The 15,030-nt window shown below is 73.5% G+C and carries 13 protein-coding genes; 5 read left to right on the top strand and 8 right to left on the bottom strand.

Going from position 1 to position 15,030, the window contains the following annotated elements:
- Position 1 precedes the first annotated feature (1 nt).
- On the top strand, positions 2-1,417 hold the full coding sequence (boxB, locus tag AB0C84_RS12595; RefSeq protein WP_361064706.1) for a benzoyl-CoA 2,3-epoxidase subunit BoxB: 1,416 nt from the start codon (positions 2-4) through the stop codon (positions 1,415-1,417).
- Positions 1,418-1,476: 59 nt separating this feature from the next.
- Here boxB and AB0C84_RS12590 read toward each other — a convergent pair whose 3' ends face one another.
- Positions 1,477-3,120: a cyclic nucleotide-binding domain-containing protein gene (locus tag AB0C84_RS12590; RefSeq protein ID WP_361064704.1), complete on the bottom strand. Its 1,644-nt coding sequence runs from the start codon at positions 3,118-3,120 to the stop codon at positions 1,477-1,479.
- Positions 3,121-3,132: 12 nt separating this feature from the next.
- The gene (locus tag AB0C84_RS12585; protein ID WP_361064702.1) at positions 3,133-3,471 is read right to left on the bottom strand and encodes a hypothetical protein; all 339 of its coding nucleotides are present in this window, start codon (positions 3,469-3,471) and stop codon (positions 3,133-3,135) included.
- Between the two features lie 107 nt (positions 3,472-3,578).
- On the opposite strand from AB0C84_RS12585, the gene AB0C84_RS12580 reads away from it, so the two are divergent.
- A complete protein-coding gene (locus AB0C84_RS12580; protein ID WP_179847933.1) occupies positions 3,579-3,794 on the top strand; it encodes a hypothetical protein in 216 nt (71 codons plus the stop codon).
- On the opposite strand, the gene AB0C84_RS12575 is transcribed toward AB0C84_RS12580, so the two are convergent.
- A complete protein-coding gene (locus AB0C84_RS12575; RefSeq protein WP_361064699.1) occupies positions 3,791-4,933 on the bottom strand; it encodes an acyl-CoA dehydrogenase family protein in 1,143 nt (380 codons plus the stop codon). The genes AB0C84_RS12580 and AB0C84_RS12575 overlap by 4 nt on opposite strands.
- Before the next feature lie 74 nt (positions 4,934-5,007).
- Between AB0C84_RS12575 and AB0C84_RS12570 the strand changes: the two genes are divergently transcribed.
- A complete protein-coding gene (locus AB0C84_RS12570; RefSeq protein WP_179847935.1) occupies positions 5,008-5,583 on the top strand; it encodes a TetR/AcrR family transcriptional regulator in 576 nt (191 codons plus the stop codon).
- Here AB0C84_RS12570 and AB0C84_RS12565 read toward each other — a convergent pair.
- From AB0C84_RS12565 to AB0C84_RS12550, 4 genes are read right to left on the bottom strand one after another with little or no spacing between them, the layout of a single operon-like run.
- Positions 5,580-6,182, bottom strand: a complete 603-nt coding sequence (locus tag AB0C84_RS12565) for an ATP/GTP-binding protein (protein WP_179847936.1) — start codon at positions 6,180-6,182, stop codon at positions 5,580-5,582. The genes AB0C84_RS12570 and AB0C84_RS12565 overlap by 4 nt on opposite strands.
- Positions 6,163-6,537, bottom strand: a complete 375-nt coding sequence (locus AB0C84_RS12560; RefSeq protein WP_179847937.1) for a DUF742 domain-containing protein — start codon at positions 6,535-6,537, stop codon at positions 6,163-6,165. The genes AB0C84_RS12565 and AB0C84_RS12560 overlap by 20 nt, the downstream gene beginning before the upstream one ends.
- Positions 6,538-6,544: 7 nt before the next feature.
- Positions 6,545-6,985 carry a roadblock/LC7 domain-containing protein gene (locus AB0C84_RS12555; RefSeq protein ID WP_218907472.1) on the bottom strand — a complete coding sequence of 147 codons (441 nt, stop codon included), beginning with the start codon at positions 6,983-6,985 and terminating at the stop codon, positions 6,545-6,547.
- Complete coding sequence (locus AB0C84_RS12550; RefSeq protein WP_361064694.1) at positions 6,982-9,435, bottom strand: sensor histidine kinase; 2,454 nt, start codon at positions 9,433-9,435, stop codon at positions 6,982-6,984. Before AB0C84_RS12550 ends, AB0C84_RS12555 begins: the two co-directional genes overlap by 4 nt.
- A gap of 479 nt (positions 9,436-9,914) precedes the next feature.
- Between AB0C84_RS12550 and AB0C84_RS12545 the strand changes: the two genes are divergently transcribed.
- Positions 9,915-11,429, top strand: coding sequence for a M28 family metallopeptidase (locus AB0C84_RS12545; protein WP_361064691.1), 1,515 nt, complete (start codon positions 9,915-9,917; stop codon positions 11,427-11,429).
- 50 nt (positions 11,430-11,479) lie between these two features.
- On the opposite strand, the gene AB0C84_RS12540 is transcribed toward AB0C84_RS12545, so the two are convergent.
- Positions 11,480-12,310, bottom strand: a complete 831-nt coding sequence (locus AB0C84_RS12540) for an LLM class F420-dependent oxidoreductase (protein WP_361064688.1) — start codon at positions 12,308-12,310, stop codon at positions 11,480-11,482.
- A gap of 61 nt (positions 12,311-12,371) precedes the next feature.
- Here AB0C84_RS12540 and polA point away from each other — a divergent pair, with 61 nt between their 5' ends.
- Positions 12,372-15,005: a DNA polymerase I gene (polA, locus tag AB0C84_RS12535; protein ID WP_361064685.1), complete on the top strand. Its 2,634-nt coding sequence runs from the start codon at positions 12,372-12,374 to the stop codon at positions 15,003-15,005.
- The last annotated feature ends 25 nt before the right edge of the window (positions 15,006-15,030 follow it).

Below are 15,030 nucleotides of genomic sequence, written 5' to 3'. Positions count from 1 at the left end.
GATGGCGACCACCGCCGACTACACCGAGAAGATCCCCAACAACGTCGACCTGCGCGAGGACCGGCGCCTCCAGCGCGCCCTGGAGTCGTGGCAGCCGAACTTCCTGTCCTGGTGGGAGTCGATGGGGCCGTCGCTGCCGACCCGGGAGGTGTACCTGCGCACGGCCGTCGACGTCGGCCGCGAGGGCTGGGCGCACTTCGGGCACGTCGCCATGAAGGACTACCGGTGGGGCATCTTCCTGGCCGAGCGCGACGGCGACCGCCGCATCGGCTTCGGCGCCCACAAGGGCGAGCCCGCGTGGCAGAAGGTCCCCGGCGAGTACCGCGCCGACCTGCGGCGCCTCATCGTCATCCAGGGCGACACCGAGCCCGCGTCCGTGGAGCAGCAGCGCAACCTCGGCGCCACCGCGCCCAGCCTCTACGACCTGCGCAACCTGTTCCAGGTGAACGTCGAGGAGGGCCGCCACCTGTGGGCGATGGTCTACCTCCTGCACGCCCACTTCGGGCGGGAGGGACGCGAGGAGGCCGAGGAGCTGCTGCACCGCAACTCCGGCAGCGAGGAGTCGCCCCGCATCCTCGGCGCCTTCAACGAGGAGACCCCCGACTGGCTCTCGTTCTTCATGTTCACCTACTTCACCGACCGGGACGGCAAGTACCAGCTCGGCACGCTGAAGGAGTCCGGCTTCGACCCGCTGGCGCGCACCTGCGAGTTCATGCTCAAGGAGGAGGCCCACCACATGATGGTCGGCACCACGGGCATCGACCGGGTCGTCGAGCGGACCGTCCAGCTGATGAAGGAGCACGACACCGACGACGTCGCCCCGCACGGCGGGATCTCCCTGGACGTCGTGCAGAAGTACCTGAACTTCCACTACTCGGTGTCGCTCGACCTGTTCGGCTCCGAGACGTCCAGCAACGTCGCCAACTACTACACGGCCGGGCTCAAGGGGCGCTGGATGGAGGACCGCCGCCAGGACGACCACCGCCTCACCGACGACGCCGTCATGGTGGACGCCCTCGTCGAGGGAGGCGTCGGGCAGACCGAGGTCGCCGCGCTCGTGGGCCTCAACACCGACCTGCGCCGCGCCTACGTCGCCGACTGCCAGAGCGGTGTCAACCGCTGGAACCGCATCCTGTCCGAGGCGGGCCTCCCGCAGCGCCTGCGCCTGCCGAGCGTCGCCTTCAACCGCAAGGTCGGCGCCTTCGCCGGCATCGAGGCCGCGCCGGACGGCGAGGTGCTCGACGCCGCCGAGTGGGAGCGGCGCCAGGACGCCTGGCTTCCGACGGAGGTCGACAGGACGCATGTCCGCTCGCTGATGCGGCCCGTCCACGAGCGCGGCAGGATCGCGGCCTGGATAGCCCCGCCCCGCAACGGCATCAACGGCCGGCCGTTCGACTACGAGTACGTCCGCCTCTAGCCGGCACCGCCTCTAGCCGGCACCGCCTCTAGCCGGCACCGCCTCTAGCGGCCCCGCCGCTAGACGGCGGCCGGGAAGAGGCGCAGCCAGGCGTCGCCGGGGCCCGGCACGCGCACCTCGACGGGCTCGAACTCCGGTCCGGCCCCGGAGATCCCCCGGTGCACCGGCGCGGAGACGATCAGCCCCAGGACGGCCGCGACGCCCGCGAGCCGCCGCCGCAGGACGTCCGACTCCAGCAGCCTGGCGGCGCGGGCCAGCGCCGCCCCGGTGACGCCGTCCGGCCCGGCGTGCACCGGGCCGGTGTCGACCGCGACCCGCACCTGGAAGCGCCGCGCCTCCGCCGCGCCCCCGTTGTGCCGGTCGATGCGCTCGGCGAGCGCCCGCACCAGCGGATCGGCCGGTGTGCTCACCGGGACCCCGGGCGGGACGACGAGCAGCACGCCGTCCCCGCGGTCCTCGCGGTGGCAGGCCGCCCAGGGCACGCCGGCGGCGGCGAACGACTCCTCCAGGGACCGGAACAGCACCCGCCGGATCGCCGCGCGGTCCGCCTCGGTCAGGTCCGGGGACCCGAACCCCACCACGTCGGCGAACACGACCGTGCAGTCCTGCCCCGTGAGGAACAGGGAGCCGGACACGGCCTCCGGGCGGGGCCCGCCACTCGCCGTGAGCCGCTCCAGCCGGACCGGGTCGAGGACGTCGATCGTGCCGTCCCCGGCGTGGACGAGTCCCGCGCCGTCCCACTCGTTGAGCACGCTGGCCACCGCCGCGGGCGTCGAGGACGTCCAGCCCGCGAGTTCGGTCCCCGTCAGCGGGAGCGCCCCGCCCCGCGCCCGCGACAGCGTGGTGAACAGGGCGGCCAGCCGGCGCTCGGTGGCGGCGAGTTCGGTGCCGGAGGTGCGGGCCGCCGCCTCGACGGTGCGGTCGTGCGCCTGCTTCTCCAGCACCGACTGCACGCCCGCGTAGCGTTCCACGACGCGGCGGAAGTCCGCCGCGGCGACGACGAGCGCCTCCACGGCGTCGAGCGCGATGACCGTCGCCGACCAGGCCTCGTCCTCGAACAGGGCCCGCTCGCCGATGAGGTCGCCGGGTCCGCGGACCGCCACGATCCGCTCCTCGCCCGCCCGGTCGACGCGGACCTTCGTCCACCCCGACCGGATGACGACGACGTAGTCGGCCGGATACCCCTGCCGCAGCAGGGGCGCCCCCGGCCCGAAGGCGCACGGGCGCGCGACGCCGCGGACGGCGTCGCGCTCCTCGGAGCCGAGCGCGTGCCAGAAGCTGTCGCGGAGCCTCTCGGCCCGGCCGGCGGACCGCGTGCCGTCCCCCTGCGCCCGGGCCCACGCGGCCCTGGCGCGCGCGAACCCGGCCAGCGGCGCCACGAACAGGGCCAGCACGGCGAGCGTGAACGCGGCGAGCAGCGCCGCGGCGGGCGTCCCGGTCTCCGCGGCCGCCCACGCCGTGCACACCGCCCCGAGGACGCCGAACGTCACGACCCCCCACACGAGCGTCCGCCCCGGGTCCGCCGAGGGCGCGGGCGACGGCCCCGCACCGTTGGCGAAGGCGGGCGAGGCGTCGGAGAAGGCCTCCAGCAACCGCCGCGCCCGGCCCGCCCCACCCGGCGGCGCCGTGCCCGGCCCGCCGGTGGCCGGCGCGTCGGAGAACGCCTCCAGCAGCCCGCGCCAGCCGCGATCAGGACTCGGCATCGCATCCCCCATTCATCCGGCCTGACCAGGCCCGTCGTCCTTGTCGTCGCCGCCCGGGCCCGGCGGCAGCGCCCAGAGGGCGTACCGGCCGAGCTTCGCCATGACGGCGGGGGCGCTCGCACCGCACGCGAACGCCAGCCACGGCGCGTCGATCAGGTCGCTCGCCGCGGCCGCCGACGTCACCATCGCGGCGAGCATGCAGTGCAGCGCGCAGGCGAACAGGTAGTACCGGCCGCCCGGTCCCTTCGGGTAGCGCCAGGGCGGCCCCTTCACGCGCCGGTTCGCCTCCAGGAACGCCAGCGTGCGGTTGGCCCCGGCCCCCATGAGCCCCCAAACGACGAACTGCCACATGACCCGACGGTAGGTTCCGGGACGAGGGCAGACCGTGGCACACCGCACAAAACAACACAGAACCCACCGTCCGGTCGCGCGACGGCGGCTCCGCTACGCTGCGCCGCATGGGTCCTGAGGAAGCCGCCGCGAAGGTCAAGCTCGCCACCACCCGGTACGAGGACCTCGCGGAGCAGCTCGAAGCCGCGAAGCGAGACCTGCTCGACGCCTACGCGGACGCGGCCCGCGAGGGCCTCGGCCCCGAGGAACTGGCCGGCGGCTCCCCGTTCACCGCCGACGAGATCGCCCGCGGGCTGCGGGAGCGCGGCGCCGGGTCCGCCTAGCGGGCGAGGTGGCGGGAGATGACCAGGCGCTGGATCTGGTTGGTGCCCTCGAAGATCTGCATGACCTTGGCCTCGCGCATGAAGCGCTCGACCGGGAAGTCGCGGGTGTAGCCGGCGCCGCCCAGCACCTGGACGGCGTCGGTGGTGACCTTCATGGCGTTGTCGGTGGCGACCAGCTTGGCGACGGACGCCTCGCGGCCGTAGGGGCGGCCCGCGTCCTTGAGCCGGGCGGCGGCCAGGTAGGTGGCGCGCGCCGACTCGACGGCGGCGGCCATGTCGGCCAGGACGAACGCCAGCCCCTGGTGGTCGATGATCGCCTTGCCGAAGGCCTCGCGCTCCTTGGCGTAGCCGACGGCGGTGTCGAGTGCGCCCTGCGCCAGGCCGGTGGCGACGGCGGCGATGCCGAGGCGGCCGGCGTCGAGGCCGGCGAGGGCGATGGACAGCCCCTGGCCCTCGTGGCCGATCAGGTGGTCCGCGGGGACGCGCGCGTCCACCAGGCGGACGGTCGCGGTGGTGGAGCCCATCAGGCCCATCTTGTCCTCGGGCTCGTCGAACTCCAGGCCGGGGGTGCCCGCGGGGACGTGGAAGCAGGAGATGCCGCGCGACTTCTCCTGTGACGTGCGGGCCATGACGGTGTAGAAGTCGGCCTTGCCGCCGTGCGTCGTCCACGCCTTGGCGCCGTTGAGGACGTAGGAGTCGCCGTCGCGGACGGCCTTGGCGCGCATCGCGGCCGGGTCGGAGCCCGCGTGCGCCTCCGACAGGCAGTAGGCGCCGAGGCGCTCGCCGGAGAGCATGCCGGGCAGCCACCGCGCGCGCTGCTCGTCGGTGCCGAAGGCGAACAGCGGGAAGCAGGACAGGGCGTGCACGCTGACGCCGACGCCGACGCTCGCCCAGACGGCCCCGATCTCCTCCAGGACCTGCAGGTAGATCTCGTAGGGCTGGTCGCCGCCGCCGAACTCCTCCGGGTACGGCAGCGTCAGCAGGCCCGCCCGGCCCAGCGTCGTGAACGCCTCGCGGGGGAACGTCCCGGTGCGCTCGGCGTCCGCGACGCGCGGCGCGAGCTCCTTGGCCGCGATCTCGCGGGTGAGGGCGACCAGGTCCTCGGACTCGGAGGTCGGCAGGTGCCGGGTGGCGGGCATGGGCGGTCTCCTTTCGGCACCGCCAACCGTACCAAAGACAGTACCGGCGAACCCGTTTTGGTACTGTCGCCGTCATGACCTCGGTGGACGAGCGGGCGACCAGGGCGTCGCGGCGGCGCGAGACGCTGATCGACCGGCTCATGGACCTCTTCCTGGAGCGCGGGTTCGCCGAGCTGAGCGTCGCGGACCTGGCCGCGCTGCTGCGCTGCTCCAAGAGCACGCTCTACTCGGTCGCGGCGAGCCGGGAGCAGATCATCACGGCCGTCGTGCGGGCCTTCTTCCGCCGCGCCACCGAGCGCGTGGAGGCCGCGCTCGACGGCAACGCCGACCCCCGCGAACGGGTCGGCGCCTACCTGCGGGCGATCTCGGGCGAGCTGGCCCCCGCGTCCGCCGCGTTCTTCGCCGACCTGGACGCGTTCGCCCCCGCGCGGGAGATCTACAAGAGCAACACCCGGTACGCGGTGCGGCGCGTGCAGGGCCTCGTGCGGGAGGCGGCGCCCGGCGGCGACGCCGCGTTCGTCGGCGCCGTCGCCGGGCAGGTGATGGAGTCCATCCACCGCGGCGAGATCAAGGCGCAGACCGGCCTGGACGACTCGTCCGCCTACGCCGCCCTCGCCTCCCTCATCGTGGCCCGGATGGCGGCCGGTTAGTTGCGGGACGCGTGCAGGGCGTGCTCGACGAGCGCCACCAGGACGCCCCGCGCCACCTCACGGCTCCGCACGTCGCACATCATGACCGGGACCTCGGGATCGACGTCCAGGGCGTCGCGGATCTCCTCCACCGTGTAGCGGCGCGCGCCCTCGAACCGGTTCGCCGCGATGACGAACGGCAGGCCCCGCTGCTCGAAGAAGTCGATGGCCGCGAAGCTCGTGCTGAGCCGGCGGGTGTCGACCAGCACGATGGCGCCGACGGCGCCGTAGGCGATCTGGTCCCACATGAACCAGAACCGCTCCTGGCCCGGCGTGCCGAACAGGTACAGCCGGACGCCGCCGGAGAACGTCAGCCGGCCGAAGTCCATCGCCACGGTCGTGGTGGTCTTGCCCTCCACGCCGCCGAGGTGGTCGACGCCGACGGAGGCGTCGGTGAGGACCTCCTCGGTGCGCAGCGGGCGGACCTCGCTGACCGCGCTCACCAGCGTCGTCTTGCCGACGCCGAAGCCGCCGGCCACCAGGACCTTCAGGGTGTGGAGCGGGACGTCGTCGTCGCGCCCGTGCGCGGTGGCGGTCGGGTCAAAGGCGGCGGAGTTCATCGAGCACTCTCATGAGGATGCGGGGGTCGGGGCGTTCGGTGTGCGCGGCCTGCGGCATCTCCTCGATCAGGCCGTACTGGTGCAGGTCCTCCAGCAGGATCTGCACGACCCGCAGCGGCAGGTCGGTCTCCGAGGCGAGGTCGGCGGGCGTGGAGGGCCGCCCGCACAGCTCCAGCAGCAGCCGCTGCTCGCGCGACAGCCAGACCCGGTCGGCCGGCGTCCGGCCGGTCGCGACGAGAACGGTCACGAGGTCGAGGACGAGCCCGCGGGGGCGGGTGCGCCCGCGGGTGACCGCGTAGGGCCGGACGACCGGGCCGGCGTCCGACCCGACCCAGCGCTCTCTCGGGCTCTGCACGCCGGCTCTAGCCTGACGCGCCCGAGCGCACCGGCGGATCCTGCGACTCGGCGCCGCGCGGCTGCGCCGACAGCGTGCGCCGCACCCGCTTGATCAGCATGGTCGTCTCGTAGGCGACCAGCCCCGCGTTGCCGCCGGCGTCGCTCAGCACGGCGAGGCAGCTCCCGTTGCCCGCGGGCATGACGAAGAACAGCATGCCGTCCAGCTCGACGACGGTCTGCCGCACCTGCTTGGCCTGGAAGTGCTCGCGGGCGCCGTTGGCCAGGCTGTGGAAGCCCGACGACAGCGCCGCGAGGAACTCGGCGTCCTTGCGGGTGACGTCCCCTGAGGCGCCCATGACCAGTCCGTCCCTGGACAGCAGGACGGCTTGGCGGACCTCCCCGACCCGCTGCACCAGATCGTCGAGCAGCCAGTCGAGCTCGCCGGAGGCGTTGCCCTGCCGCATCATGACTCCCCCCATTCATCGCGTGGATCCAGTTCGCCCGGTTCGTCGTCGGCCCTGCCGCGCAGCCATCCCGACTGCAGCGACGCCATCAGGTCGCGGCTGAGCTCCGGGCTCGGTTCTTCGAAATCGTCCTCGCCCGCCGGCGCGGCGGGCTGGGCGTGCCGCGGCGCGGACCGCCCGCGCAGCTGCGGGGCCAGGGAACTCTGCCGCACCCGGCGCGGGAGCCGCCCCGTGACCTCGCTGTCCTCCACCCCGCCCGGCCGCGGCTCGGCGCCGTTCGGGCGGGCCCGGTCCGTGAGCGTCCCGGACGGGTCGAGCGCCAAGTCGAGCGGCGGGTCGAGGGGCGGTGCCGGACGCGGCACGGCGCCCGGCCCGGCGGGCAGGCCGGCGAGCTCGTCGGACGGCTGCGCCTGGACGATCCGGCCGGGCAGCGCCGGACGCGACGGGCGGCCGAGCCGTGCCGGGCCCCCGCCCCCGTGCGCCGCCGAACCGACGGGCTGCGGCGCCGCGGCCGCGCGGCCGCGGCCCGCGTGCCAGTCGTCGTCGAGGACGACCAGCGCGTGCGGCACGAGGACGATCGCGGTCGTGCCCCCGTACGGGGACGGCAGCAGCGAGACCTGGATGCCGTGCCGGTCGGCGAGGCGCGCGACGACGAACAGGCCGAGCCGCTCGGTGTCGACCAGGTCGAACTCGACGGCGCTGTTGAGCCGCCGGTTCAGCTCCTCCAGCTCGTCGGGCTCCAGGCCGACGCCCCGGTCGATGACCTCCACGGCCAGCCCGTTGGCGACGGTCTCGACCTTGACGGTGACCTCCGTGGCCGGCGGGGAGAACGACGCCGCGTTCTCGATCAGCTCCGCCAGCAGGTGGATGACGTCGGCGACGACGTCGCCGGTGACCGCGGCCGAGGACGCGCCGGTCACCTCCACCCGCGTGTAGTCCTCCACCTCGGCGATCGCGGCGCGCACCACGTCCTCGGCGGCGACCGGGTGGTCCCAGGCGCGCACGGTCGGCGACCCGGACAGGATGACCAGGCCCTCGGCGTGCCGCCGCATGCGGGTGGTCAGGTGGTCGAGGCGGAACAGGTCGTCCAGCTCCTCGGGGCTGGACGCGCGCCGCTCCATCTGGTCCAGCAGCCGCAGCTGCCGGTGCAGCAGCGACTGGCTGCGCCACGACAGGTTGATGAAGACCCGGTTGATGCTGGCGCGCAGCTCGGCCTCGCCGACAGCGGTGCCGACGGCCGTGCGCTGGACGGCGTCGAACGCGTCGGCCACCAGGGCGATCTCCCTGGTCCGCCCGCGCTCCGGGCGCGGCGCCTCGGCGTCGACGTCGACCTTCTCGCCGCGCCGCAGGCGGGCCACGACCGCGGGCAGCCGCTCGTGCGCGAGCCGCTGCGCGGAGGCCTGCAGGTCCCGCAGTTCCCGCGCGAGCCGCCGGGCGAACAGCACCGACAGCGTGACCGAGGCGGCCACGATCAGCAGGCCCACGACGCAGGCCAGGAAGAAGCGCAGCATGATCCGGTGTCCGGCCGGCTCGACGACGTCGTCGTTCAGGACGTCGCCGAGGCGGGAGGAGGAGGTGAACCACAGCGGAGTCAGCTCCTGCGTGGCCGTCCGCCACTGCCGGACGCCGGGATTGAGGCCCTGCCAGCGGATCTGGGTCTCGATCAAGGTGAAGCTGCCGTAGGCGGTCGAGGTGGCGAGATTCTCGACGACGCGAGCCAGTTCGCCGGTCACCTCGACGCGGGCGAGCGAGAAGAACTGTTCGCGGTTGCCGGCCCAGCCCGCGAAGGCCATGCGCTCGGCCGCGGTCAGCCGGCGCGCGCCGGCCGCGGACATCAGGGCGTCCTCGCGCAGCATGAAATCGCTCGCCCACGAGAAGTGGGTGATCCCGGCGCTCTGCCGGTACACCGCCGTGTCGTTGACGCTGATGAAGGTCGTCAGCAACCGGAACGTCGAGTCGGAGAAGCCGCTGTAGGCGTCGATGGCCTGCACCGTGCTGGCCGCCCGCTGGGTGATCTGGGTCCGCAGCGGTTCGAGCTGGTCGAGGCTGTCGTCCAGCGCCTCCATGCGCTCCCAGAGTTCCGGGCCCATCGCGTTCCTGAGGCGGGGCTTGAAGGCGGCCGCGCGGAAGGCCGCCACGGCGGCGTCGGTCTTGGCCGCGAGGTCCTCGTAAGCCCGCCCGCCGGCCGTGGTCCGCGCCGTCAGGACGGCCACGGCGGCGGCGCGCTCGCGCTGGATCGCCCCGATGACGGTGCCGGCCGGCAGCCCCACGTCCTTGTACATCCGCGTGAACTCCGACCGCTGCAGTGCGGCGGACAGCGTCGTCCCCGCCGAGAAGACCCACAGCGAGACGAGAGCGGCGAGCGGAATGGCGAGGAGCATCGCGATCCGCCGGCCGACCGGACGCGTCCGCGGCCGCCCATGGGAGCCATGAAGCTGCTCGGGCTTCGTCACCGGCCCACACTCCTGATCGTCATCGAACCGGCCGTCCCCGACCGACCTGGCGGGACCGGAGCATACTTAGTTCGATTTGCCGGGGACCAGAGGTCCCACCTGGGGCGACTTGTGACCTCTCGCGTGCGCCGCGTGAACGGCCGCTTCCCGGGCGTGTACACGGCGGTTTGCGGGCCCTGCTCCGGCGCGGCCGTCCCGGCCGCCCACCGCCCGCCTTTTCCCGAGTGTCGCCGCAGGTCAGTGCGTCGACCTCCATTTAATGATCTTGCAATTGATTGGCCTTCGGGTCCCGGCCGGCCAAGTGCTCTGAGGGGCGCGAAGGGTCGCGAGGGGGAATCGGCGGAGGTATGTCAACCGTGTTAACCCGGTGAAAAACTAGGCCAATATTGGCCGTTTTGATGCGGAGTCGTGTCTTGTTGCAAGAAATGACACATGTCAAGCTTCGGCTTACTTTGTCCCCCCACCAACGGAGACCGAGCATGCGCAGAGCCGCGCTAGCCGTCCTCGCCGGGCTGTCGCTCGCCGCCACCACCGTGGCCGCGGCGCCCGCCCAAGCCGCCGGCCCGGCCCAGTCCAAGCTGGCCGCGCTCGTCAAGCTGAGCGACGTGCGGCACCACCAGCTGAACCTGCAGAAGATCTCGGACGCCAACGGCGGCAACCGGGCCGCGGGACTGCCCGGCAACAAGATCACCATCAAGTACATAGCGGACCAGCTCAAGCGGGCCGGATACGCGCCGGTGATCCAGAACTTCGAGTTCGACTTCTGGCAGGAGCTGTCGGAGCCGGTCCTCGCCGAGACCGCGCCGGATCCGAAGACGTTCGCGCCGCACGGCGACTTCGAGACGCTCCAGTACTCCGGCTCGGGCGACGTCACGGCCCCCGCGACCCCGGTCGACCCGCAGGCCACCGGGGACGGCAGCGGGTGCGAGGCCGGCGACTTCGCCGGGTTCCCCAAGGGCCACATCGCGCTGATCCAGCGCGGCGGCTGCTTCTTCTCCCTCAAGACCGACAACGCCGTCGCCGCCGGCGCGTCCGCCGTCGTCATCTACCAGCTGCCAGAACAGCCGGGCCCGGTCGGGGGGACGCTGTCCACGCCCTACGCCATCCCGGTGGTCGGCCCGACGAACGCGGTCGGCAAGGCCCTCGTGCAGCAGGCGCAGAACGGCGGCGTCACGCTCCGGGTCAAGACCGACACCCTGAACCAGAAGCGCCAGGCCTCCAACGTCATCGCCGACACCAGGCGCGGCAGGGCCGACAACGTCGTGGTGGTGGGCGCGCACAACGACAGCGTCACCGCCGGGCCCGGCATCAACGACGACGGCTCGGGCACCGCGACCCTGCTGGAGATGGCCAAGCAGATCAACAAGCTCGGTTCCAAGGTCCGCAACAAGGTGCGGTTCGCCTTCTGGGGCGCCGAGGAAGAGGGACTGCTCGGCTCCCAGTACTACGTCGACAACCTTCCGCAGGCCGAGCGCGACAAGGTCGCCCTGATGCTCGACTTCGACATGCTCGCCTCGCCCAACTACGTCAACTTCGTCTACGACGGTGACAACAGCGCGGGCGAGAACAATGTCGAAGCGCCCGCCGGCTCCGGCGCGATCGAGAAGGCGTTCGTCGACCACTTCGCCAAGCGCAAGCTGCCCACCGACCCGACGCCGTTCAACGGACGCTCGGACTACGACGCGTTCATCAGCGTCGGCATCCCCGCCGGCGGCCTGTTCACCGGCGCCGAGGGCATCAAGACCCCCGAGCAGGCGAAGCGGTACGGCGGCACCGCGGGCCTCGCCTACGACCCGTGCTACCACCAGGCCTGCGACCGCTACGACAACGTGAACCTGAAGGGCTTCGACCAGATGATCGACGGCACCGCCGCGGTCACCGAGCTGTTCGCGCACAGCACCCTGACGGTCAACGGGAACGAGCTCGCCCGCCGGCAGGCGCAGCCCCGCACGCGCGTGACGCCGGACGTGATCGGCAACCACGCGACCCGCTAGGACCCTCCGCACCGAGGGGCGCGCCCGGCCCGGGCGCGCCCCTCGCCATGTCAGAGCAGCGCCTCGGCGATCGACCGCAGGGCCGGACGGGGATCGCCGCCGGGCTCGGTCAGCACCTGGACGGCGACGTTGTCGGCGCCCGCCTCCAGGTGGGCGGCCAGCCGCGCGGCCACCGCCGCGGCGTCGCCGTGCGCGACCAGCGCGTCCACGAGCGCGTCGCTGCCGCCGCCCTCGAAGTCGTCCGCCGTGAACCCCAGCCGCTCGAAACTGGCGACGTAGTTGCGCAGGGCTAGGTAGCGGCCCAGGGTGTCCCTGGCGATCGCGCGGGCGCGCACCGGATCGGGTTCGAGCACGACCTTCTGCTCCGGCGCAAGCAGCGGGCCCGCTCCCAGGATCTCCCGCGCCGACCGGGTGTGCTCGGGCGTGGTCAGGTACGGGTGGGCGCCGGCGGCGCGCTCGGCCGCCAGCCGCAGCACCTTCGGCCCCAGCGCGGCGAGGACCCGCCCCTCCGCTGGGACGCCCCCGGCGTCCAGCCGGTCGAGGTAGTCCACGATCGTCTCGTACGGGCTGCGGTACGCCTGGTCCCGCTCCCGGTGGCCGATGCCGGCGCCGAGCAGGAACCGCCCGCCGTGCGCCTCGTTCAGCCGGTGGTAGGCCGCGGCGGCCTCCTCGGCCGGCGTGCTCCACATGTTCACGATGCCGGTGGCGACCACGATGCGCCCGGTCGCGGCCAGGAGCCGCCCGGCCACGTCCGGGTCGGCCGGCGAGCCGCCGATCCAGACCGTGCCGTAGCCGAGCTCCTCGACGTCCCTGGCCAGTTCGGGGCTCAACTGCGGCCAGGGGCGCCAGATGCCGAGCCGTCCGAGTTCGATCTTGGTCATGCCGTCCCAACACCCCCGCCGCCGGTTTCATGCCCCATGCCCGGGTGCCAGGATGTGACACATGACGGACCGGCCCCGCCTGCTGCTCCTGGACGGCCACTCGCTGGCCTACCGGGCGTTCTACGCGCTGCCGGTCGAGAACTTCACCACCACCTCCGGGCAGCCGACCAACGTCGTGTACGGGTTCGCGAACATGCTCGCCAACGTGCTGCGGGACGAGCGCCCCACGCACGCGGCCGTCGCGTTCGACGTCTCCCGGCAGACGTTCCGCACCGAGGCGTTCCCCGAGTACAAGGCCACACGGGCGCGCTCGCCGCGGGAGTTCGGCAGCCAGCTGCCCCTCCTCGACCGGCTGCTCGCCGCGATGAGCGTGCCGGTGGTGCGGGCCCCCGGCTACGAGGCCGACGACGTCATCGCGACGCTGGCGACGGCGGCGGAGGCGGACGGCATGGACGTGCTGATCGTCACCGGCGACCGGGACGTGCTCCAGCTCGTCAGCGACGGCGTCACCGTCCTGTACTTCTACCGGACGGCCTCGGAGATGATCCGGTACACGCCCGGCGCGGTGCGGGAGCGGTACGGGCTCACCCCGGCCCAGTACCCCGACTTCGCGGCGCTGCGCGGCGACCCGTCCGACAACCTGCCGAGCATCCCCGGCATCGGGGAGAAGACGGCCGCCCGGTGGGTCCGCGACTACGGGTCGCTGGCCGCCCTGCTGGAGCGCGCCGGCGAGGTCAAGGGCAAGGCGGGGGAGAAGCTGCGGGCCGCCGCCGGCACGGTCGCGCTGAACCGGCGGCTGACCGAGCTCGTGCGCGACCTGGACCTCCCGGTGGAGCCCGCCGGCCTGCGGCGGCGCCCGTACGACCTGGCGGCCTTCACCTCCCTGCTCGACGAGCTGGAGTTCCGCAACGCCAGCCTCCGGCAGCGCCTGTTCGCGGCGGACCCGGGCGGCGGACGCCCCCCGCCGGACGCCGAGCCGGACCACGTCCAGGGACGGGAGCTGGGGGCTGACGAGCTGGCCCCCTGGCTCGCGTCGCACGCGACCGGCCTGACGGGGCTGGCCGCCGACTACACGTGGGCGCGCGGCGCCGGCGAAATCACGCGGATCGCGCTGGCCGCGGGCGACGGGAACGCCGCGTCGTTCGAGCCGTCCGTCCTCACCGCGGAGGACGAGCGGGCCTTCGCCGCCTGGCTGGCCGATCCCGCCCGGCCGAAGGCGCTGCACGACGTGAAGTCGCTGCTGCGCGTCCTCGGCGAGCGCGGCCGGAGCCTCGACGGGATCGCCACCGACACCGCGATGGCCGCCTACCTCCTGCTGCCGGGCCTGGCCGCCTACGGGATCGCCGACCTCGCGGGCCGCCATCTCGGGCGCCGCCCGTCCGCCGAGGGCGCGGCCGGGCTGATGCTGAGCGCCCGCGCCGTCCTCGACCTCGCCGGCGTGTTCGCCGCAGACCTGGCGTCCACGGGCATGGACGAGGTCCTGCGGGACGTGGAGCTGCCGCTGTCGCGCCTGCTCGCCCGCGCCGAAAGCGCCGGCGTGCACGTCGACGCGGGCCAGCTGCACGAGCTGGAGCGGTACTTCTCCGCCGGGATGGAGCGCGCCGCCGACGAGGCCGCCGAGATCGCCGGGCGCCGCTTCAACCCCGCCTCGACCAAGCAGCTCCAGGAGGTGCTGTTCGGCGAGCTCGACCTGCCCAGGACCAAGAAGATCAAGTCGGGGTACTCCACCGACGTGGACGCGCTGACCTGGCTCGCCACCCGCACCGACAACGGCCTGCCGGAGGTCCTGCTGCGCCACCGCGACCAGGCGAGGCTGCGCTCCACGGTCACCGGGCTCATCCGGGAGATCGGCGCGGACGGCCGGATCCACACCGACTTCCAGCAGACCGTCGCCGCGACCGGCCGGCTCACCTCCGCCGACCCGAACCTCCAGGTCATCCCCATCCGGACGGAGGAGGGGCGGCGCATCCGCCGCGCGTTCACGCCCGGCGAGGGCTACGCGGCGCTGATGACGGCCGACTACGGCCAGCTCGAACTGCGCGTCATGGCGCACCTGTCGCAGGACCCCACGCTGCTGGCGGCGTTCGAGTCCGGCGAGGACCTGCACACGACGATGGCCGCGCGGGTCTTCGGAGTGGCCCCGGGAGGCGTCACCCCGGACATGCGCCGCAAGATCAAGGCGATGTCGTACGGGCTGGCCTACGGGCTGTCGGCGTTCGGCCTCTCCCGGCAGCTCGGCATCCCGGTGGCCGAGGCGCGCCCGCTCATGGACGCCTACTTCGAGCGGCTCGGCGGCGTCCGCGACTACCTCGACCACGTCGTCGCCGAGGCCCGGGCCACCGGCCACACCCGCACGATCCTCGGCCGCCGCCGCTACCTGCCCCACCTGAACAGCGACGACCGGCGGCGCCGCGAGACCGCCGAGCGGATGGCGCTGAACGCCCCGGTCCAGGGCTCCGCCGCCGACATCGTCAAGATCGCGATGCTGCGGGTGGACGAGGCGCTGACCGCCGCAGGGCTCGCCAGCCGACTGCTGCTCCAGGTGCACGACGAGATCGTCCTGGAGGTGGCGCCCGGCGAGGCGGACGCGGTGCGGGAGATCGTCCGCACCGGGATGACGACGGCCTACCCGCTCGCGGTCGGCCTGGAGGTCGCCATCGGCACCGGCCCCGACTGGAACGCCGCCGCCCACTGAGGTGGCGGGGCGACTCGTGGGTAGT

It is taken from the genome of Actinomadura sp. NPDC048955 (genome assembly GCF_040649435.1).
Classification (GTDB): domain Bacteria; phylum Actinomycetota; class Actinomycetes; order Streptosporangiales; family Streptosporangiaceae; genus Spirillospora; species Spirillospora luteofluorescens.
This window is presented reverse-complemented; position numbering and strand designations above follow the sequence as displayed.